Origin of the sequence: Paraglaciecola arctica BSs20135 (genome assembly GCF_000314995.1) — a bacterium.
In the GTDB taxonomy this organism is placed as follows: domain Bacteria; phylum Pseudomonadota; class Gammaproteobacteria; order Enterobacterales; family Alteromonadaceae; genus Paraglaciecola; species Paraglaciecola arctica.
In genome coordinates, this window is the sequence record NZ_BAEO01000055.1 from 305,708 (window position 1) to 325,641 (window position 19,934).

At 40.9% G+C, this 19,934-nt stretch carries 18 protein-coding genes and 1 tRNA gene; 17 read left to right on the plus strand and 2 right to left on the minus strand.

Translation table 11 applies throughout. The annotated features are described in order from the left end of the window. Positions 1–40: 40 nt before the first annotated feature. From GARC_RS18490 to GARC_RS18530, 9 genes are all read left to right on the plus strand, one after another. Entirely contained in the window at positions 41–721 is a 681-nt protein-coding gene (locus tag GARC_RS18490) for an ABC transporter ATP-binding protein (protein ID WP_007623071.1), read from the plus strand. Between the two features lie 26 nt (positions 722–747). Continuing rightward, positions 748–3,261, plus strand: a complete 2,514-nt coding sequence (locus GARC_RS18495) for an ABC transporter permease (RefSeq protein ID WP_007623072.1) — start codon at positions 748–750, stop codon at positions 3,259–3,261. A 66-nt stretch (positions 3,262–3,327) separates the two neighbouring features. Further along, complete coding sequence (locus GARC_RS18500) at positions 3,328–3,750, plus strand: MAPEG family protein (RefSeq protein ID WP_007623073.1); 423 nt, start codon at positions 3,328–3,330, stop codon at positions 3,748–3,750. Further along, the gene (locus GARC_RS18505; protein ID WP_007623074.1) at positions 3,750–4,385 is read left to right on the plus strand and encodes an RraA family protein; all 636 of its coding nucleotides are present in this window, start codon (positions 3,750–3,752) and stop codon (positions 4,383–4,385) included. Before GARC_RS18500 ends, GARC_RS18505 begins: the two co-directional genes overlap by 1 nt. Before the next feature lie 174 nt (positions 4,386–4,559). After that, positions 4,560–5,795: a DUF418 domain-containing protein gene (locus tag GARC_RS18510; protein ID WP_007623076.1), complete on the plus strand. Its 1,236-nt coding sequence runs from the start codon at positions 4,560–4,562 to the stop codon at positions 5,793–5,795. Between the two features lie 111 nt (positions 5,796–5,906). Then, complete coding sequence (locus GARC_RS18515) at positions 5,907–7,748, plus strand: ABC transporter ATP-binding protein (protein ID WP_039990015.1); 1,842 nt, start codon at positions 5,907–5,909, stop codon at positions 7,746–7,748. Positions 7,749–7,871: 123 nt separating this feature from the next. Continuing rightward, entirely contained in the window at positions 7,872–8,468 is a 597-nt protein-coding gene (locus GARC_RS18520) for a hypothetical protein (RefSeq protein WP_039990017.1), read from the plus strand. 48 nt (positions 8,469–8,516) lie between these two features. Further along, positions 8,517–9,149 carry a LysE/ArgO family amino acid transporter gene (locus tag GARC_RS18525; RefSeq protein WP_007623080.1) on the plus strand — a complete coding sequence of 211 codons (633 nt, stop codon included), beginning with the start codon at positions 8,517–8,519 and terminating at the stop codon, positions 9,147–9,149. A gap of 16 nt (positions 9,150–9,165) precedes the next feature. Next, a complete protein-coding gene (locus tag GARC_RS18530; RefSeq protein ID WP_007623082.1) occupies positions 9,166–9,831 on the plus strand; it encodes an RluA family pseudouridine synthase in 666 nt (221 codons plus the stop codon). Here GARC_RS18530 and GARC_RS18535 read toward each other — a convergent pair. Beyond that, on the minus strand, positions 9,828–10,532 hold the full coding sequence (locus GARC_RS18535; RefSeq protein WP_007623084.1) for a DUF445 family protein: 705 nt from the start codon (positions 10,530–10,532) through the stop codon (positions 9,828–9,830). The genes GARC_RS18530 and GARC_RS18535 overlap by 4 nt on opposite strands. A 59-nt stretch (positions 10,533–10,591) precedes the next feature. Then, positions 10,592–11,137: a YgjV family protein gene (locus GARC_RS18540; protein WP_081587582.1), complete on the minus strand. Its 546-nt coding sequence runs from the start codon at positions 11,135–11,137 to the stop codon at positions 10,592–10,594. A 321-nt stretch (positions 11,138–11,458) separates the two neighbouring features. Between GARC_RS18540 and GARC_RS18545 the strand changes: the two genes are divergently transcribed. The 8 genes from GARC_RS18545 to rpoB all read left to right on the plus strand — a co-directional run bounded on the left by GARC_RS18545 (position 11,459) and on the right by rpoB (position 19,920). Next, a tRNA-Trp gene (locus GARC_RS18545) sits at positions 11,459–11,535 on the plus strand. A gap of 485 nt (positions 11,536–12,020) precedes the next feature. Then, positions 12,021–12,398: a preprotein translocase subunit SecE gene (gene secE, locus GARC_RS18550; RefSeq protein ID WP_007623088.1), complete on the plus strand. Its 378-nt coding sequence runs from the start codon at positions 12,021–12,023 to the stop codon at positions 12,396–12,398. A gap of 3 nt (positions 12,399–12,401) precedes the next feature. Further along, entirely contained in the window at positions 12,402–12,938 is a 537-nt protein-coding gene (gene nusG, locus GARC_RS18555; protein WP_007623089.1) for a transcription termination/antitermination protein NusG, read from the plus strand. A gap of 220 nt (positions 12,939–13,158) precedes the next feature. Beyond that, the gene (gene rplK, locus GARC_RS18560; protein WP_007623090.1) at positions 13,159–13,587 is read left to right on the plus strand and encodes a 50S ribosomal protein L11; all 429 of its coding nucleotides are present in this window, start codon (positions 13,159–13,161) and stop codon (positions 13,585–13,587) included. 3 nt (positions 13,588–13,590) lie between these two features. Beyond that, positions 13,591–14,286 (plus strand): 50S ribosomal protein L1, encoded by a 696-nt coding sequence (gene rplA / locus GARC_RS18565; RefSeq protein ID WP_007623091.1) that lies wholly within the window; start codon positions 13,591–13,593, stop codon positions 14,284–14,286. Positions 14,287–14,653: 367 nt separating this feature from the next. Then, complete coding sequence (rplJ, locus tag GARC_RS18570) at positions 14,654–15,172, plus strand: 50S ribosomal protein L10 (protein ID WP_007623093.1); 519 nt, start codon at positions 14,654–14,656, stop codon at positions 15,170–15,172. Between the two features lie 53 nt (positions 15,173–15,225). Beyond that, the gene (gene rplL / locus GARC_RS18575; protein WP_007623094.1) at positions 15,226–15,597 is read left to right on the plus strand and encodes a 50S ribosomal protein L7/L12; all 372 of its coding nucleotides are present in this window, start codon (positions 15,226–15,228) and stop codon (positions 15,595–15,597) included. Between the two features lie 294 nt (positions 15,598–15,891). Further along, positions 15,892–19,920, plus strand: coding sequence for a DNA-directed RNA polymerase subunit beta (gene rpoB, locus GARC_RS18580; protein ID WP_007623097.1), 4,029 nt, complete (start codon positions 15,892–15,894; stop codon positions 19,918–19,920). Positions 19,921–19,934: the final 14 nt, after the last annotated feature.

Sequence of the window (19,934 nt, forward strand, 5' to 3'; positions counted from 1 at the left end):
ATATTTATTAAAATAATGAAACAAATCAAAGGAAATACAGATGTTGAAACTACATAATTTATGCAGAATGTATCGCACCGATGAAGTAGAAACGGTTGCCTTAAATAACGTCAATATTGAAATTCAAAAAGGCGAGTTTGTGGCCATTATGGGCCCCTCGGGTTGCGGTAAATCGACCTTGCTGAATTTAATCGGCATGTTGGATTCTCCTAGTTCAGGTCAGTATATTTTTAATGACGAAGATATTTCCAGTTATTCAGAAAAACAACTCTCAGCCGTTCGCAAACATCATATTGGTTTTATTTTCCAAAATTTTAACTTGATAGAAGAATTAACTGTTGCTGAAAATATTGAGCTGGCTTTGTTGTACCACAATATACCTGCAGCCGAGCGTAAAGAGAAAGTGTTGGCTGTGATGGACATGGTAGGTGTTGCACACCGTGGTAAACATATGCCAAGTCAACTATCTGGTGGTCAGCAACAACGGGTTGCCGTTGCCAGAGCTGTGGTGGGTAATCAAGGGCTTATCTTGGCAGATGAGCCTACCGGAAATCTTGACAGTGCTCATGGACAAGAAGTCATGGAGATGCTGCGCTCTTTGAACCAACAAGGATCAACCATAGTAATGGTGACACATAGCCCTGCACATGCTGACTACGCGAATCGAACCATTAATCTATTTGATGGTGCCGTGGTAACTCAAAGTGTACGCGCAGCTTAACCCCGCGTAGAAAGGAGCAATAAATTATGTTTAAAAATTACCTGATAACCGCTTGGCGTAACATTATCAAAAATGGCATATTTTCTTTGATCAACATATCAGGCCTAGCACTTGGATTGATGAGCTGCATTTTGATCATGTTATTTGTTCGTGAAGAGACTGGGTTTGATAAATGGTTAACTGACAGTGACCGAATAGTGCGTATGCATTCAGCATATTATAATCCAGATAACCCTCCGTTTTTGACCGTACGTTCGGCAGGAAACATGATGGAGGCGGTGCGTGATTACGCTAAAAATGAAGTAGAAGATGGCGTTCGATTAATTCGTTTTGGAGCCTCTGTTCGCAAGGACGACTCAGCTTTGGCAGAGCAAGTGACCTTTGTGGACGGTAGCTTCTTCAATATTTTTGATTTGTCCTTTGTACATGGATCTAAGGAAAGTTCATTTAAAAAGCCTAATGACTTGGTTATAACTGAAGAAACTGCCATTAAATATTTTGGCAAAACTGATGTAATAGGCGAAGTCATGACTGTGTGTTGTGTTGGTCCAGAACCCAGCACTGTTGCTGTTTCAGGTGTAATCGAAAATTTGCCAGATGCCAGCCATTTGGATTTAGACATGATTGTCTATATAGACCCAGTTATTGTAGAAAATAACTCAGGCTTAAACACTTGGACCAGTGTGAATGTGTATACCTATTTTAAAATGCGGCCCGGTATTAGTCTCGAACAGTTTCAGCAACGGCTTACATACTGGATCGATAACGAAAGCCCTTTTGTGCAGATGTTTGAGGAAAACTTTGGTGAACTAGCAGCAGATGCAAAAATCAGTGACAACATGCGGCATAAATTGATGTACTTGGAAGACTTACATCTTAGAGCACGAGAAGATGCAGGTAATATGGGCGATTTAAGCCCTATGGGTGACAAAACATTGATTATCACCTTCAGTATTGTTGCTGCGTTAATCTTGTTGATTGCATGTATTAATTTTATGAATTTGTCTACCGCTCGGGTTAGCCACCGCGCCAGAGAAGTAGCGATGCGTAAGGTACTAGGGGCGAGCCGCGGGCAAGTGGCCGTGCAGTTTTTGGGAGAGGCAATTGTTATAGTGTTGATCTCGTTGATCTTAGCCTTAGCCTTGGTCGAGTTGTTACTACCCTTATACAATCAAGCTTTAGGTAGACAGCTAGAATTGAGCTTGTTTAGTGACTTAAAATTGGTTTTTGCATTATTAGGTTTGGGCTTGTTGATTGGCTTAGGTGCTGGCTCTTATCCAGCGATATTTCTATCCGGTTTTCAGCCTGGTCATTTGTTACGTTCCAGTAAAGGAGCTGAGTCAAAGACATCTTCGAGCTTAAGGCTGATTTTAGTGGTAGTGCAATTTGCTACTTCAATCACTTTAGTTGTGTGTACGGCAGTGATTTATGCACAAACTCAATATGCACAATCAGTGGATGTGGGTTATGTGAGTGAAGATAAGTTAGTGCTTAATATCAGAGGTGCTGGGGATAATAGGCAAAGACTCAGACATGAATTGCTCAAATTACCAGAGATATCCTCAGTTGTTTATTCTTCCGAGTCACCCACCCAAGATAATGAAAATAACAATCAATTTACTTTGCTTGATGGAGAACATGTTGTAGGAGAGAACCCACAAGTATTACTTAATTATCATGATATGGGGTATGGCTTTTTTGAAGCTTACAAAGTTAAACCTCTCGCCGGACGACTATTTAGTGAGGATTTTGGTAGCGATGAAATTAAACAAGATAGCGATGGGCAGAATGGACAATTGAGCGCATCTGTCATCCTAAATGAGTCGGCGTTGCGTAAATTTGGCTTTACTTCACCCCAGCAAGCAATAGGAAAAACACTGGAGTCAGGCAATTATAAAGGGCAGGCACTGACAATTATCGGCATAGTACCTGACATTTATTTTCGATCAATAAAATTTGGTGTGCGGCCAACGGCGTACACCATGAATACTAATCGCCTTCGCGTAGCCAGTTTAACCTTTAGTACCAATAACGTTGCAGCTCTGATGGAAAAAGTGGAATCGATCTGGAAGCAAACCGTGCCAATGCAACCAATCGAATTGCAGTTTTTAGATGAGATGATGAAAGCCCAGTATGCAGAAGAGTCCATACAATTAAAAATGTTCTCGGTTTTCTCGTTATTGGCCATAGTCATTGCTTGTTTGGGCCTATATGGGTTGGCATCTTTCACCACTGAACGTAGAACCAGAGAAATTGGTATTCGAAAAGTGATGGGGGCCAGTGTTAAGGATATTGTCGCTCTATTGATTTGGCAATTCTCAAAACCAGTCATAATAGCTAACTTGATTGCTTGGCCAATCTCTATTTATGCGATGTTGATCTGGCTTGAATCATTTTCTTATCGGATAGATATCTTGTGGTTAGGGCCGATATGTTTAGTGGTAGGTGGCAGTTTACTATTGGTCGCATGGGCAACAGTAGGAGGTAACGCTGCCAAGGTAGCTAGAGCTAATCCCATTAAAGCTTTGAGACAAGAATAATCGATATTGGTATAACTTCCTGTTTGTTATAGAGTAATAGCCACTTATTTGGCGGAGTAATATTTTATGAACGACACTATTATTGGACTGTTAGGTTATATCACTTGGATTTTAGTGTTATTGGTTTGGATTGCGGTATATCGCACTTTACTGGTGGCAAAAAAGGAACAGGCGGTAAATGGTTTTAAAGCTGATGGTTCCAACTCTCCACCTTTTGGTGAAAGATTAGCCCGTGCTCAAGGCAATTGTGTAGAGAGTTTTGCTTTTATTGGTGGCTTAATGTTGTTGGCCTTGGCTACTAATTCAGCTGTTATTACCAACGGTTTAGCTTTGTTATTGCTAGCTGCCCGTCTAGCTCAATCCATTACACATTTGATTTCCACTAATGTGCTGGCGGTGCAAGTGCGCTTTGGGTTTTTCTTGGTGCAGGTGGGTATTTGTTTTTATTGGGTATTTTTGTTGTTGTCTAAGTTTATGGGAGGTAACTAATGCCTAAAACTAATCTGCCTACTGTCAGTGAGTTATTAGCTGTGTCTAGCTGTGAATATGCAGAAGGTTTGTCACGACAGCAGTTTATCGACCCCGTTATTCGCCAGCTTTGGTCACCTATGCCTAGAATTGCAGGCCCAGCATTTACCGTGAAATGTGGTGTGGGTGATCATTTGAGCTTACATGCTGCCATTTATCGCGCTAAGCCCGGTGACGTAATAGTGGTACAGGCAGATCCTGATTTTGCGAGTGCTGGTGGCAATGTTTGTGCGGTTGCCCAAAAGCGTGGCATTGTGGCTATGGTGATTGATGGTTTGGTCAGAGATTTAGGAGAAATACGTGATTGTAAATTTCCAGTGTACGCTAGAGGTATGATGCCTAAGCCTGCTGGTAAGAAACAAATTTATCCTTTTAACCAAGCTATCCAATGTGGTGGTGTGACAGTTCATGGGGGCGACTACATTATTGCCGATGAAGATGGAATTGCGGTTATCCCAAAAGATAGACTCAATGAGGTTTATGCTTTAGCCAAGACCCGTACCGAAAAGGACGCTGAGATGAATTTAATTGAGTGGGAGGCGCAACATTCGAAAAAAATAGAATCGAAATTGAAAGAATTAGGTTTTAGTGACTAAGTCAATTCTTGTAAGGAATTAAGCTAAGGAACAAATACCAACTGTATTATACGGATTGGTATTAGAAAATGCTGTTCAGCAATACACTGATTTACATTTCAGCGGTATTTTTAAACAACTTCGTACAATATGAATTGTTATTCTTGAGTGCTAATCCTAGTTCAGAGCAATATCATGACGGCTAATGTAAAAAAAACACGTATTCAATCCATAGATGTTTTGCGAGGATTTGCGTTACTAGGTTTGCTGGGTATGAATATTATTAGCTTCTCTATGCCAAATATCGCTTATTACAACCCAACTGTTGTGATGGCAGATGCTCCATTGAACATGCCTATTTTTAGTTTGATGTATGTCATGGCAGATCAAAAATTTATGGGGATTTTTTCGTTACTTTTTGGTGCTAGCACCTTGCTAATATTACAAAGCAGCAAAAAGGCGAGCATTAGCGAAATAAAATTACATTTTTCCCGTAACTTTTGGCTGATCATAATTGGCTTTCTTCACGGCTTATTGTTGTGGGAAGGTGATGTGTTATTAATTTATGGGTTATGTGCGTTAGTTCTTTATTTTTTGAAAGACTTTAAGCCTGCTATTTTATTTTTTGCTGGACTATTTTTGTTTTTAACGCCAGTGGCTTACAACTTAGTTATGGGTTGGCTTGTTTTGCATTTAGATCAATCGAGCACGATTTGGTTGCAGAATTATTGGTCACCACCATTGCATGTCCTAACTCAAGATATTCGGTTGTTTCAAGGTGATTACATGAATCAGCTTAACTATAGAATAGAAGGAAGTGAGCAACAATATACTGATAATGACGGGTATGCATTTCATGGCTTGGGTCAGTTAGTTGATTTTTTTGGGAGGTCTATTGGTATGATGCTAATAGGTATGGCGGCTTTTCAAAAAGGCGTTATCGGCGACCTGAAACCTAGCATCTTTTACTTGAATATGTGCTTATTGGGCTTTGCCATTGGTATACCGCTAGCCATTTTGGGTTTAGTTACATTTCATCACTATGATTTTGAGGCAAACTACAGCCTGTTTTTAGGAAGGATCCCTAATCATTTTGCGACTTTGTTTATTGTGACTGGTTATGTTGGAGCAATCACTTTGTGGTGCCGCACAAAAACACTCAGGTGGTTGCAAAATAGTTTAGCTGCAGTAGGTAAAATGGCGTTGACTAATTATGTCGCGCAAACTGTGATTGCAGGCTTTGTTTTTTATGGCTTTGGCTTGGGGTTATATGGGCAAGTGAATCGGTTAGAGTTACTGCTGATTATGTTGGCAATTTGGAGTTTACAGATAGTGGGTTCCGTTATTTGGTTAAGATGCTACATATACGGTCCAGTCGAATGGATCTGGCGCTCTCTGAGTTATGGTCGGGTGGCTAAGATCCAGCGCTAGGCCTCAAGTTATGTAAAATGTTAGTAATGCAAATTAACCAAAAAGATTAGCAACTGTATTAGTTTACATAAGTTATGATACTGCGATTAATTACCAAATAAATTACCTACAATGTTTTCATTTTTTGAACGGTTAACTAATCCGTTTCCGACTGCTCACCCTACGCAGCCACCGAATACTATTTTTGCGTTTTGTCGCTACTATACCCAAGGTATGTGGCCGGTTATTTTTTGTGTCTCCATTTTAGCTGCCTCTATTGCCGCCCTTGAAGTGTCGTTATTTGGTTTCCTTGGTCAACTGGTTGATTGGTTAGCTGAAAGTGACAGAGACACATTTTTACAGCAAGAGCTAAGCAGCCTTGTGTGGATGGGCCTGCTGGTATTGGTAATTTTACCCGTATTAGTGATTACCCAAGCTTTGTTGTCTCATCAAGGTTTGATGGGCAATTTCCCGATGCAAATTCGCTGGCAAGCCCACAGATATATGATTGGTCAAAGTTTAGGTTTTTTCCAAAATGAGTTTGCAGGGCGTATTGCAACCAAAGTGATGCAAACAGCATTGTCAGTGCGTGAAACTGTGATGAAAACCCTGGATATTTTAGTGTATGTCAGTGTGTACTTTATCAGTATTTTGTATTTGGTTATTGCCGCCGATTGGCGTTTAAGTGCGCCGCTTATTATTTGGTTTTTAGTTTACTTAGTCATTTTGCGTACCCTTATCCCCAAATTGAAACGTGTCTCGCAACGTCAAGCCGATGCACGTTCGATGATGACTGGTCGCATAGTAGACAGTTACACCAATATCACCACAGTAAAGCTGTTTGCACATACTAGCCGTGAGGCAGAATACGCCAAAGAAGGCATGTTTGGTTTTCTAAAAAGTGTCTATCCGCAGATGCGCTTGGTGACCGTGTTGTATGCCTGCGTGTGGTTTAGCAACGCTTTACTGGTATTTAGTATTACTGCGCTGGCGATATATTTGTGGATGCTGGAATTGGTTACGCCAGGTGAAATCGCGATTACGGTGAGCTTGTGTTTACGTCTTAATGGTATGTCGCAATGGGTAATGTGGGAGGTGTCTTCGCTGTTTGAAAACATAGGTACTGTGCAAGACGGTATTAATAGTTTGTCTTTGCCTGTTGATGTGCAAGACCAGCCCAATGCAAAAGCTTTAGAAATGAAGGGTGGGGCGATTCATTTCAACAAAGTAAACTTTGGTTATGCTGGGGCGAATGACATTCCCATCACAGTGTTCAAAGATCTTGATATCAAAATCAAACCAGGAGAAAAAGTGGGGCTAGTCGGGCGTTCAGGAGCTGGCAAGTCTACTTTAGTTAATTTACTGCTGCGTTTTTATGATATTCAAAGTGGCAGTATCACCATAGACGGACAAGATATTAGTCAGGTTCAGCAAGAAAGTCTGCGCGCCAATATAAGTATGGTGACTCAAGACACTTCGTTGTTGCATCGATCAGTGCGCGATAATATTTTGTATGGACGTTTAGATGCTAGTGAAGAGGATATGCTTAAAGCTGCTAAGCAGGCTGAATCCCATGAGTTTGTGCAAACCTTGTCTGATATGCAGGGGAGAACTGGCTACGATGCTCATGTAGGTGAGCGCGGGGTGAAACTATCGGGTGGCCAACGGCAGCGGATTGCTATAGCTCGTGTAATGTTAAAAGATGCGCCGATTCTGATTTTAGATGAAGCCACATCGGCATTAGACTCTGAAGTAGAAGCGGCTATCCAACATTGTCTAAATAAAGTTATGGAAAACAAAACGGTACTGGCAATTGCACATAGGTTGTCGACAATTGCGCAAATGGATAGATTGCTTGTGCTTGATGAGGGCAAGATAGTTGAGTCGGGCACCCATGCAGAATTAATACATAAGCGTGGGATATATGCCAAATTATGGGAGCATCAAACTGGCGGATTTATTGGTTTGGAATAAACAATATATTTAAGATCGGAGGTTTTTTTGAAAATTGATTTAACTGCATGCCTATTATGCTGCGTTGTATCCGTTAATCTATTTTTACATCACCATGTAAAGGCTCAGGATAAACCTACATATATGACATTTTCTTATGTTGACCATCCTGTGATCGTAAATGAACTTGTTCCCATAATACGGCGAGCATATTTGGATTTAGGCATCCAAATAGAATTGGTTATGTTGCCCGCACACCGTAATCTTAAAGCTGTGGAGTCTGAAGAAGTTGATGGTGACATCGCATACAGCGATGTCACTTTGGATGGTTACGATACGCTAATTAAAATAGAGCCTTCTATGGTTACCGCGGTTATTGTATTGCTCTGCTTACCTGATATTCAATGTAATAAAGAAATTTTATTTGATGATACTAAAGGTATTGTTTCTACTGATACTATTTATAAAAGTGTGCAGGCTTTTTATTCTAAACCATTGAGCCGATCTTTTTATACGATTAACAATTTATCAATTATTTCTGAGCTTTTAGTCCTTAAGCGCTTTCAATACGGGATCTACGTACTTGGTGAATCTCAGGTTATAAGTCCTGACATTGAACACCTTAAAGTCATAGAACTATTTAAAACTCAGACACACCACACTGTTAATCAAAAGTATGCATTTATGAAAGATGAAATTAGTGCGGCGTTGCAGCGTTCGATGGATAAGGCAAAGAAATAGGCCGATGATTTTGTTAGGTATAATATTTAATATACAGAGAGTTGGCTGGTGATTAGCACCTTTGTTCAAGGTGTGTTGGTATCTGGCGGTTTGATTATCGCCATAGGTGCTCAAAATGCCTTTATTTTAAGACAAGGTTTGCTGGGACAAAAAGTCCTATATGCCTGTGCACTATGTTTTGTTATTGATGCGGTGTTAATTACCCTTGGCATATTAGGCGTAGGTTCAATTTTACAAAGATCGCCATTTTTTCTTAATTCCTTAGCCTCACTAGGCGCAATATTTTTGTATTGGTATGGTGGTAACTCATTTTTTAGAGCTTACAAAGGAAATAGCCATTTACATGTAGAGCAGGGAACCAAGAACGAACAGTCACTGGCAAAATTAATGTTAACTACCTTGGCGATAACACTTCTTAATCCACATGTATATTTGGATACTTTAGTTATCATTGGAGGCATAGGCGGTACATTAGACCATCTGGAGAAACGTTGGTTTTTATTCGGCTCAGTGGTGGCATCATTTGTGTGGTTTTTTGGCTTAGGTTACGCCTCCAAGAAACTTATACCGCTTTTTGAGAACAGTAAAACTTGGGTAGTGTTAGATATTATTATTGGTTTAGTGATGACTTGGATTGCCACAGGCTTAGCTATTTTTGTTTATCAGAACCTCATGGTATGAGTCAAAGTTGAATACTATGCTAATAGATAATTTTGTAGCTCCAGTTTGCCTCGAAAAAATTGAAATATTGTTTGAAGATGAATATTTGCTTGTTATCAACAAACCTAGCGGATTATTGAGTTTATCAGGTAAAAATCCCTTAAATAAAGATTCCGTACATTATCGGCTCGCTCAGCAATATCCTGATATCAGGTTGACCCATCGTTTAGATCTTGGCACATCTGGAATAATGGTATTAGCTAAAAACAAAGAGGTTAATGCAAATCTGACTAAACAATTTCAAGCACGAAGCGTAATAAAACGATACGTCAGTATTTTAGCTGGAAAAGTGAAGGACAATGAGGGGCTAATTGATTTACCCATAGCCAAGGACAAATTACTTTTTCCGCGACTTAAAATTTGTCATCAAGATGGCAAATCAGCTCAGAGTCACTATCAAGTTACCCAAAGATGGCAAGAGCCAGAGCGCACTAGCGTCATTTTTAAGCCTTTAACCGGCAGAACACATCAATTACGTATCCATAGTCAGGCAATTGGTCATCCCATTTTAGGCTGCGACTTGTATGGTACTGACAAAACCTTAGGCATGGCACCAAGATTGATGTTACATGCCCTAGACATCACTTTTAATCATCCTCATTCATTAGACAGAATAACCTTGCTCAGCCCTAGTCCTTTTTAGATATTAATAAAGGCAGCCAATAAACCAATGAGTCCTCCAAACACACCACCCCAAACGACCAACCAACCTAAGTGTTCTTTAATCATTTTTTGAATGATGTCTTTGACCATTTTTGGGGTTAGTTCATCTAAACGCTGTTCAACTATCAGGGTGATTTTTTTGTGTAGGTCGTCTTGCATCTCGGGTTGTTTGAGCTCATCTTGCAATAATACTGCGAAAGCTGGCTGTTGAGTGATGTTGAGTATAGCCTCTTGCATTTTATCGACAAATGGTTGGCGCATTGGCTCTAGTGCTTCAATACCTCCAAACATGCCTAACATTTGGCCAAATGAAGACTCCTGAATAACAGTCACTAAGGAATCGAATGTAGGGGCCAAATCTACTTTTTTAATAATAGGGCTAAAGTTTACTTCTAAAGGTTGATTATTATCTGCAAGAAAACGTTGAATGTTGTCGCTACTAAAAAATTGCTCCATCACTAAATGATGAATGCCGGCTTTAAAATCTTCAAAACGCTCGGGTATGACTCCAGATCCATATAGTCCAGGTACTTTTTCAAATAACATATGTATCGCTAACCAATTGGTGATGGCACCAGACAAAGCAAATAGGCCAACCATTTTTACTATATTGTTATCTAATAAAAAACCAATGATTACTAAAGCTAAGGCTAATCCATTAGTTATCAAACTTTTGTTCAAAATGTGTACTCCGAATAGGGTTTTAATTAGGTGTGGTTTTATCAATGAAATGGAGTTTATCAATGTTCTGTACTTTGAACAGCCCCATCTTTTAATAACTTAAGCATGGTACGACTATTGATGGCTAAAAATATAGTTTCAATGATAACGCCACCAATCGAGCCTACAAAAAAATTATGAGTGAACCAACAAACCGTTCCAATAGACATGAATAAGCGCATACGAATGCCTTTCTCACGAAACAACGCCCAAGTACCGAATGTGGTTCCTATCACCGGTAATAAGTGCACCCATTGATTAGTGTTGGGTATAGCTAAAAGCCAAGCTCCAATAAAAAACGAGATCATGACCCACTTATTATCTGTATGACTAGAAATATAATTTCTGGCGCTACCAAGCAATGCCATTAAGGCGCCTGCCCATTGTTCAAGCATAAAAAAGTGTAGCGCCATAAACAGAGTAAATACTGTGAGGTAATAGCGAAGTTTTTGGTCGTCTTTTTGAAAAAATCCACTTACCCCTACCACAAGGGCAATAAACCCTAGGGTTTGCGCCCAAGGGGCCTGCCAAAATAAGGCGTTAACAAATTCGATTATATTGATGATGGAAGTCTAGTGGCATAATTAATTGAACGGATATTGTACTTGTCGATTAACCGTTTGGATAATTAATAAATAATATAACTTAGCCTGTAGCTTCTGTTTTGGAAGAGCTTTAGTTGGATTTACTGATGCTTGTTTGACAACAACTAGTCAATGTAACTATCTTTCTCCTTGAATCCCCTTCACCAATAAGTATAATACGCCTCCCTTCTTGATAGTGATTCAGAATTTTTCCCGAAAAATCGATGATTCAACAAGGTTGATGTAACTAAAATTTGCGCGGTTGGATAGTAATTATTATGTCCAACAACGACACTAAGTTTTAGGGGTGTAGTTCCAATTGGTAGAACAGCGGTCTCCAAAACCGATGGTTGGGGGTTCGAATCCCTCCACCCCTGCCACAAATAGGTAGAAGACCAGAGTTGATCTCTGGTGATAAAGTAACATAGGTATTGAAGGTAGAGGGGTGAGAACGCCCACGGTCGACAAATCGTCGGGAACGATTTGAACCGCGACAGCGCCGCTTGCGGTCAGTTGCATGGACGCAACTGAGGTAATCCCTCCACCCCTGCCAAAATTAGGCAGAAGTCTAGAGTTGATCTCTGGGCTTAAAGTAGAATAGGTATTGAAGGTAGAGGGTGAGAACGCCCACGGTTTGACTAATTTTTCTGGAATAAATTAGAACATGCGGAGCATGGCCCCGAAGGGGTGTAAGGCAGGAAGCCTGAAATACTAATTTGTCTGGAACGATTTGAACCGCGTTAGCGCCGCTTGCGGTCAGTTACAGGACGTAACTGAGGTAATCCCTCCACCCCTGCCATATTTTTGGCAAAAAGTGTCCCCATATTAGGTGACTACGTAACGAGTAAGAGAGTTAGGGTTTAGCATGAGCGAAAATACAGAAAACAATTCCAACCCATTAGATATGTTGAGATGGTTGGTTATATTTGGTTTGTTAGGTGGCGTAGTTGCTGTTAACCACTTTTTCCCAGAGCTTTCGGTTCTGTATATTGCCCTTATTGCTGTTGCGGCCGTGGGTATTGCCGGGTTTATTGCTTCAACCACAGTCAAAGGCAGCACTTTTATTACGTTTGCAAAAGAAGCTCGCATTGAAGTACGCAAAGTTGTGTGGCCCACTCGTCAAGAAACAACGACTACCACTATGATTGTATTGGCCGCCACTGTTGTTATGGCACTTCTTTTGTGGGGCCTAGACGGAATCATCGTTGAGATTGTCTCATTTATAACTGGGTTAGGAATTTAGACTATGTCAGATAAAAAATGGTATGTGGTTCAAGCTTTCTCTGGTTATGAAGGCCGTGTTCAAAAAACCTTGTTAGAGCATATTAAAATGCACGAAATGGAAGACTTCTTTGGTGAGATTTTAGTACCTACCGAAGAAGTGGTTGAAATGCGTGCAGGACAACAAAGAAAAAGTGAACGTAAGTTTTTCCCTGGTTACGTACTTGTGCAAATGGATATGAATGAAGATTCTTGGCATTTAGTGAAAAGTGTACCTCGTGTTTTAGGTTTTATTGGTGGTACCTCTGACCGTCCTGCGCCTATTACTACAAGAGAAGCCGATGCTATTTTAAACCGTCTTCAAGAAGGTGTTGATAAACCAAAACCAAAAACATTATTCGAACCAGGCGAAGTGGTACGTGTTACCGATGGTCCATTTGCGGATTTCAATGGTGTGGTCGAAGAAGTCGATTACGAAAAAAGCCGCTTAAAAGTATCTGTACTTATATTTGGTCGTTCAACACCAGTAGAGCTAGAGTTTGGTCAGGTAGAAAAAGGCTAAGTAGGCCATACCGATATCACTTAGAAAAGGATGCGCTCAGCATCCTTTTTGTAATTTACCTTCCCACTAAGCACAAAAAGTTAAATTGTCAAACATTAAGGCTTGTGCCCGCCTAAAGATTCATCTATAATTCGCGACCCTATTTTGTTGAACGGGAAGCCGACAGAGTAAGCATACTCAGTGTTTACAAGGCGTTACACCCAAATTAGAGAGTATTATCATGGCGAAGAAAGTCACTGGCTTAATTAAGCTACAAGTTGCGGCAGGTGCTGCAAACCCTAGTCCACCAGTTGGTCCTGCACTAGGTCAACATGGTGTGAACATCATGGAATTCTGTAAAGCGTTTAACGCAAAAACAGAAGCTCTAGAAAAAGGCGCTCCAGTACCAGTAGAAATTACTGTTTACGAAGATCGTTCTTTTACCTTCATAACCAAAACGCCTCCTGCTGCTTTCTTACTTATGAAAGCTGCTGGTATTAAAAGTGGTTCTGGCCGTCCTAACACTGAAAAAGTGGGTAAAGTGACGCGCGCGCAATTGGAAGAAATTGCTAAAACTAAAGAACCTGATTTGACTGCAGCAAGTATAGATGCAGCAGTAAACACCATCGCTGGCTCTGCACGCAGCATGGGCTTAGTGGTTGAGGGGTAAGACATGGCTAAATTATCAAAACGCGCTCGCTTAGTTAAAGAAAAAGTTGACGTGACAAAAGAATATGCATTTAGCGAAGCGGTTGCTTTGTTAAAAGAATTGGCCACTGCTAAGTTCGCAGAAAGTGTTGACGTTGCCGTTAACCTTGGTATCGATGCACGTAAATCTGATCAAAACGTTCGTGGCGCAACTGTATTACCAAATGGTACAGGTAAAGACGTACGCGTTGCAGTATTTACTCAAGGTGCAAACGCTGAAGCCGCTAAAGAAGCCGGTGCTGACATTGTTGGCATGGAAGACTTAGCCGAGTTAGTGAAAAAAGGCGAAATGAACTTTGACGTTGTTGTTGCTTCTCCAGATGCAATGCGCGTTGTTGGTCAGTTAGGTCAAATCTTAGGCCCACGTGGTCTTATGCCTAACCCTAAAACTGGTACGGTTACACCAGACGTTGCTACAGCAGTTAAAAATGCTAAAGCGGGTCAGGTTCGTTATCGTAACGACAAAAACGGTATTATCCATGCAAGCATTGGTAAAATCGCTTTTGAATCAAAGCAAATTCAAGAAAACTTGGCAGCATTGCTAGAAGCGCTTAACAAAGCTAAGCCTTCTTCAGCTAAAGGTACTTTCATTAAGAAAATCAGCCTTAGCACAACAATGGGTGCGGGTGTTTCTGTAGACCAAGCTAGTTTAGACGCTTAAATTAGTTGGTTTGACAGGCATTTAGTTGTCTGTTTCTCTGTAACGGTTGTGGGTTGGAGTCTGAGTTTAGCTTTTCGAAAAATCAGCTAAACGACAGACTCCCGTCCAAGACCGCAGGCGTAAGTTGGCGAATGAAGTAAGAGAGCATTCGCCTAGATAGTGATTTTATAGTCACGTGTCGCAAACAACTTACTTAAAACGCAAGCCTGCGCAGACGGTGGTTTCGACTCAGACTCTCTGGGATTAACGAACACCGTAGAGCGGTGGATTTACTCAAGTTAACCCTTAAGTAATGATATCAATCTGTGAATCCTGAAACGGATATTTCTAAAAGAAATGATGTTTCAGACTTTAAGAGGTGAACTCAGTGGCATTAGGCTTAGCAGCAAAAAAAGAGATCGTAGCAGAGATAAACGATGTTGCGTCTCGAGCTCTATCTGTTGCCGTCGCTGAATACCGTGGCATGGAAGTAGCAGAATTAACTGACCTTCGTGTTAAAGCCCGTGAACAAGGTGTTTACTTACGAGTAGTTCGTAACACCCTTGCAAAACTCGCTTTAGCTGATAGTAAGTTTTCTGATATGGACAGTGCTTTAACTGGTCCGTTAATTTATGGTTTTTCCATAGATGCACCTGGTAGTGCTGCTCGTCTTTTTAAAGACTATGCAAAAACTAACAGTAAGTTAAATGTAACTGCACTTTCTATTGGTAGTGGTTTATTGGGTCCAGATAAATTGGATGCAGTGGCTTCACTTCCTACCCGCGACGAAGCGTTGGCAAGATTACTTGCTACCTTCAAAGCACCTGTCGAGAAATTCGTTCGTACTATCAACGAAGTTCCTGGCAAGTTTGTGCGCGTATTGGCGGCGATCAAAGACGAAAAATAATTTTCGACTTTGGCATTATAAATTTTTAACATTAAACCCAGGAGTTTAGAGAAATGGCTCTAACTAAAGATGATATATTAAACGCTATTGCTGAAATGCCAGTAATGGAACTAGTTGAACTAATTGAAGCGGCTGAAGAAAAATTCAACGTTTCTGCTGCAGCAGCTGTTGCTGTTGCTGGTCCAGCTGCAGCTGCAGAAGCTGTTGAAGAGCAATCTGAATTTGATGTTGTTATGACATCTTTCGGCGCTAACAAAGTATCTGTAATCAAAGCTGTACGTACTGCTACTGGTCTTGGATTGAAAGAAGCTAAAACATTAGTTGAAGCTGCTCCAACACCTGTAAAAGAAGGCGTAGCTAAAGCAGAAGCTGAAGAACTTAAGAAGACGCTTGAAGAAGCTGGCGCTGAAGTTGAGCTTAAATAATAATCTGTCTAACCACAGAATATTAGCCTGAAATGGCATAGGCTGGTGACTTTTTAGTCACCAGCCTTTTTGCGCTGTAGGATTTACTATTTTCATCCTTTGATATTAGTCCTAATGAAGAAGTGCAAATTGCAGATAAAGCTAAATAAAACCAATAAGTTAAGTAAGCCTCTTAATGACTTTGGTAAAAGTTTTTCTGTAAACTTAAAGGGTAGCGGAAGTTTGTTTAGCTTTATGTCTTTATAGACATCTAGTTAGGCAGGTTGGGTCAAAAATCGGCAGGCTGAGGAACCCATGGTTTACTCTTATAGCGAAAAGAAACGTATCCGTAAGGATTTTGGCAAACGTCCACAGGTATTGGAAATACCGTATCTACTTTCAATCCAGTTAGATTCTTTTAAGAAGTTTATTGACCTAGATGTAGATGGTCAACATGGACTGGAAGCAGCATTTCGATCAGTTTTCCCAATAAAAAGTTACTCCGGTAACGCTGAGTTGCAATATGTAAGTTACCGTTTAGGTGCTCCAGTATTTGATGTGAAAGAATGTCAAATCCGTGGTGTTACATATTCTGCACCATTACGTGTGAAATTGCGTTTAGTGTTGTTCGATAGAGAAGCAGCACCAGGCACAGTAAAAGACATTAAAGAGCAAGAAGTCTACATGGGTGAAATTCCACTCATGACTGATAACGGTACATTCGTTATCAATGGGACTGAGCGTGTCATAGTGTCGCAATTACACCGTTCACCAGGCGTGTTCTTCGATCACGACAAAGGGAAAACTCACTCATCAGGTAAAGTGTTATATAACGCTCGCGTTATTCCTTACCGTGGTTCGTGGTTAGACTTTGAATTTGACCCTAAAGATAATTTGTTTGTACGTATAGATAGACGCCGTAAGTTACCGGCAACTATTATGTTACGTGCATTAGAAATGCCTACTGAAGAAATTCTTGAGTTGTTTTTTGAAACAAACCAAGTACGTATCGACGGTGATAAGTATTTGTCAGATATCGTGCCAGACCGCCTTCGTGGTGAAACTGCGCAGTTCGATATTCTAGACAATAAAGGCAAAGTAATTGTAGAAGCGGGTCGTCGTATTTCTGCACGTCATACTCGAGCGCTAGAAAAAGCAAAAATAACAGAGCTTGAAGTACCAGCTGAATATTTAGTTGGTCGTGTATTTGCTCGAGACTACATCAATAAAGAAACAGGCGAAGTCATTGTTACTGCTAATGACCTGTTAACTTTAGAAAATATTGTTGAGATCACTGAAGCAGGTATCACAGCATTTGATACGCTTTACATCAACGAGCTTGATCATGGTGCTTATATTTCAGATACCTTACGTATCGATGGTTCAACTAATAAGCTTGAAGCTTTAGTTGAAATCTATCGCATGATGCGTCCTGGTGAGCCACCTACTAAAGATGCAGCTGATACTTTGTTCAATAATTTGTTCTTCTCAGAAGATCGTTATGATTTATCTGCTGTTGGACGTATGAAGTTCAATCGCCGTTTAGGTCGTGATATTTCAACTGGCAAAGGCGTTTTAGATAAAGCCGATATCGTAGCTGTAATGAAACAGCTCATCACTATCCGTGATGGTAAAGACGAAGTTGATGACATCGATCACTTGGGTAACAGACGTATTCGTTCTGTTGGCGAAATGGCCGAAAACCAATTCCGTGTCGGTCTAGTACGTGTAGAACGAGCCGTTAAAGAACGTTTGAGCTTAGGTGACCTTGATGCAATCATGCCTCAAGACTTAATCAATGCCAAACCTATCTCTGCTGCGGTTAAAGAGTTCTTCGGTTCAAGCCAATTATCTCAGTTTATGGATCAGAACAATCCATTGTCTGAAGTGACGCATAAACGTCGTATTTCTGCCTTAGGTCCCGGTGGTTTGACTCGTGAACGTGCTGGTTTTGAAGTACGTGACGTACATCCGACTCACTATGGTCGTGTTTGTCCAATAGAAACGCCTGAAGGTCCAAACATTGGTTTGATCAACTCGCTAGCTAGTTTCGCCCGTACTAACGATTTTGGTTTCTTAGAAACCCCATATCGTAAGATTGTAGACGGTGTTGTAACTGACGAAATTGACTATCTATCTGCGATAGAAGAAGGTCAATATGCGATTGCACAGGCAAACGTAGTACTAGATGCAAAAGGTAAGTTGACTGAAGACTTAATTCCTTGTCGTTTCCGTGGTGAAACCACGTTAATGTCAGTGACTGATATCACTTATATGGATGTGTCACCACAACAGATCGTTTCTGTTGCTGCAAGCATTATCCCCTTCCTAGAACATGATGATGCTAACCGTGCACTAATGGGTGCCAACATGCAACGTCAAGCCGTTCCTACATTAATAGCTGAAAAGCCGTTAGTTGGAACAGGTATGGAAAAAACAGTTGCTGTAGATTCTGGTGTGACCATCATCGCTAAACGTGGCGGTTCAGTTGATTACGTAGACGCAAGTCGTATTGTAATTAAGGTTAATGAGTCTGAAATGACTGCTGGTGAAGCAGGAATTGATATCTACAACTTAACCAAATATGTCCGTTCTAACCAGAATACTTGTATTAACCAAAAGCCTACTTGTAATGTTGGCGAGCCGGTTGTTGCAGGTGATGTATTGGCCGATGGCCCGTCTACCGATATGGGTGAATTGGCGTTAGGCCAAAACATGCGTATCGCATTCATGCCTTGGAACGGTTACAACTTCGAAGATTCAATCTTGATTTCAGAGCGCGTAGCTATGGAAGACAGATTCACTTCAATCCACATTCAAGAATTAAGCTGTATCGCTCGTGATACTAAGCTTGGTCCAGAAGAGATTAGTGCTGATATCCCTAATGTTGGTGAATCTGCTCTAGGTAAACTGGATGAATCTGGTGTGGTGTATATCGGTGCTGAAGTTAAAGGCGGCGATATTCTGGTAGGTAAAGTGACACCTAAAGGTGAAACTCAGCTGACGCCAGAAGAGAAACTATTACGAGCTATTTTCGGTGAAAAAGCGTCTGACGTTAAAGATACTTCGTTACGTGTGCCAAACAGCGTACATGGAACAGTAATCGACGTTCAGGTTTTCACTCGTGATGGTGTTGAGAAAGATAAACGCGCTCGTGAAATTGAAGATATGCAATTACGCGAAGTGAAAAAAGACTTATCTGACGAATTCAATATTTTAGCTGACGGCATTTTTGCTCGTGCAGGTAATTTGTTGCTTAAGGCTGGTGTTGATCAAGCAAGACTTGACAGTATGCCTCGTGATAAGTGGTTTGACTTAACACTTGATGATGAATATGCACAAACTGATCTAGATCAAATTGCTGATCAGCATGTCGAAATCAAAGCTGACTTTGATACTAAGTTTGAAGTTAAACGTCGTAAAATCACTCAAGGTGATGACCTAGCACCTGGTGTGCTTAAAATTGTTAAGGTTTACCTTGCAGTTAAGCGTCACATACAGCCTGGTGATAAAATGGCGGGTCGTCATGGTAACAAAGGTGTTATCTCGACTATCAAACCTGTTGAAGACATGCCTTACGATGAAAACGGCACACCTGTTGATATCGTACTGAACCCTCTGGGCGTACCTTCGCGTATGAACATCGGTCAGGTACTTGAAACTCACTTAGGTATGGCTGCTAGCGGTATCGGTGTGAAAATTGACCGCATGCTCAAAGAGCACGAAGAGATGGCCAAATTGCGCAGCTTCTTACAAGAAGTGTACAGCGCGGGTAAATCTCATCAGGCAGTCGATTTAAGTACCTTCAGCGATGATGAAGTAACACGTTTAGCCGGTAACCTTCGTAAGGGTGTGCCAATGGCAACACCAGTATTCGACGGTGCAACTGAAGCTGAAATCAAGCATATGTTGACCTTGGCAGATATCCCAGAAAGCGGACAAATTACTTTGTTCGACGGTCGTACCGGTCGCGCGTTTGAGCGTCCTGTGACTGTGGGTTATATGTACATGTTGAAACTGAACCATTTAGTAGACGATAAAATGCATGCTCGTTCTACTGGTTCATACAGCTTGGTTACACAGCAACCGTTGGGCGGTAAAGCGCAGTTCGGTGGTCAGCGTTTCGGAGAGATGGAAGTATGGGCACTTGAAGCTTATGGTGCCGCCTACACCTTGCAAGAAATGTTAACCGTTAAGTCTGATGACGTGAATGGCCGTACCAAAATGTATAAAAACATTGTGGATGGTGATCATCGTATGGAACCTGGTATGCCGGAATCCTTCAACGTATTGTTGAAAGAAATTCGTTCACTAGGTATCAACATCGAACTAGAAGAGCAATAAGCTGCTCTTGCTGA

Excerpts from the sequence above, each read along its gene's own strand:
- GARC_RS18520 (WP_039990017.1), top strand. The coding sequence starts at position 7,872 with ATGACATTTTCTTATGTTGACCATCCTGTGATCGTAAATGAACTTGTT.
- rplL (WP_007623094.1), top strand. The coding sequence starts at position 15,226 with ATGGCTCTAACTAAAGATGATATATTAAACGCTATTGCTGAAATGCCA.
- GARC_RS18505 (WP_007623074.1), top strand. The coding sequence starts at position 3,750 with ATGCCTAAAACTAATCTGCCTACTGTCAGTGAGTTATTAGCTGTGTCT.
- nusG (WP_007623089.1), top strand. The coding sequence starts at position 12,402 with ATGTCAGATAAAAAATGGTATGTGGTTCAAGCTTTCTCTGGTTATGAA.
- secE (WP_007623088.1), top strand. The coding sequence starts at position 12,021 with ATGAGCGAAAATACAGAAAACAATTCCAACCCATTAGATATGTTGAGA.
- GARC_RS18510 (WP_007623076.1), top strand. The coding sequence starts at position 4,560 with ATGACGGCTAATGTAAAAAAAACACGTATTCAATCCATAGATGTTTTG.
- GARC_RS18500 (WP_007623073.1), top strand. The coding sequence starts at position 3,328 with ATGAACGACACTATTATTGGACTGTTAGGTTATATCACTTGGATTTTA.
- GARC_RS18490 (WP_007623071.1), top strand. The coding sequence starts at position 41 with ATGTTGAAACTACATAATTTATGCAGAATGTATCGCACCGATGAAGTA.
- GARC_RS18530 (WP_007623082.1), top strand. The coding sequence starts at position 9,166 with ATGCTAATAGATAATTTTGTAGCTCCAGTTTGCCTCGAAAAAATTGAA.
- rpoB (WP_007623097.1), top strand. The coding sequence starts at position 15,892 with ATGGTTTACTCTTATAGCGAAAAGAAACGTATCCGTAAGGATTTTGGC.
- rplK (WP_007623090.1), top strand. The coding sequence starts at position 13,159 with ATGGCGAAGAAAGTCACTGGCTTAATTAAGCTACAAGTTGCGGCAGGT.
- GARC_RS18515 (WP_039990015.1), top strand. The coding sequence starts at position 5,907 with ATGTTTTCATTTTTTGAACGGTTAACTAATCCGTTTCCGACTGCTCAC.
- GARC_RS18495 (WP_007623072.1), top strand. The coding sequence starts at position 748 with ATGTTTAAAAATTACCTGATAACCGCTTGGCGTAACATTATCAAAAAT.
- rplA (WP_007623091.1), top strand. The coding sequence starts at position 13,591 with ATGGCTAAATTATCAAAACGCGCTCGCTTAGTTAAAGAAAAAGTTGAC.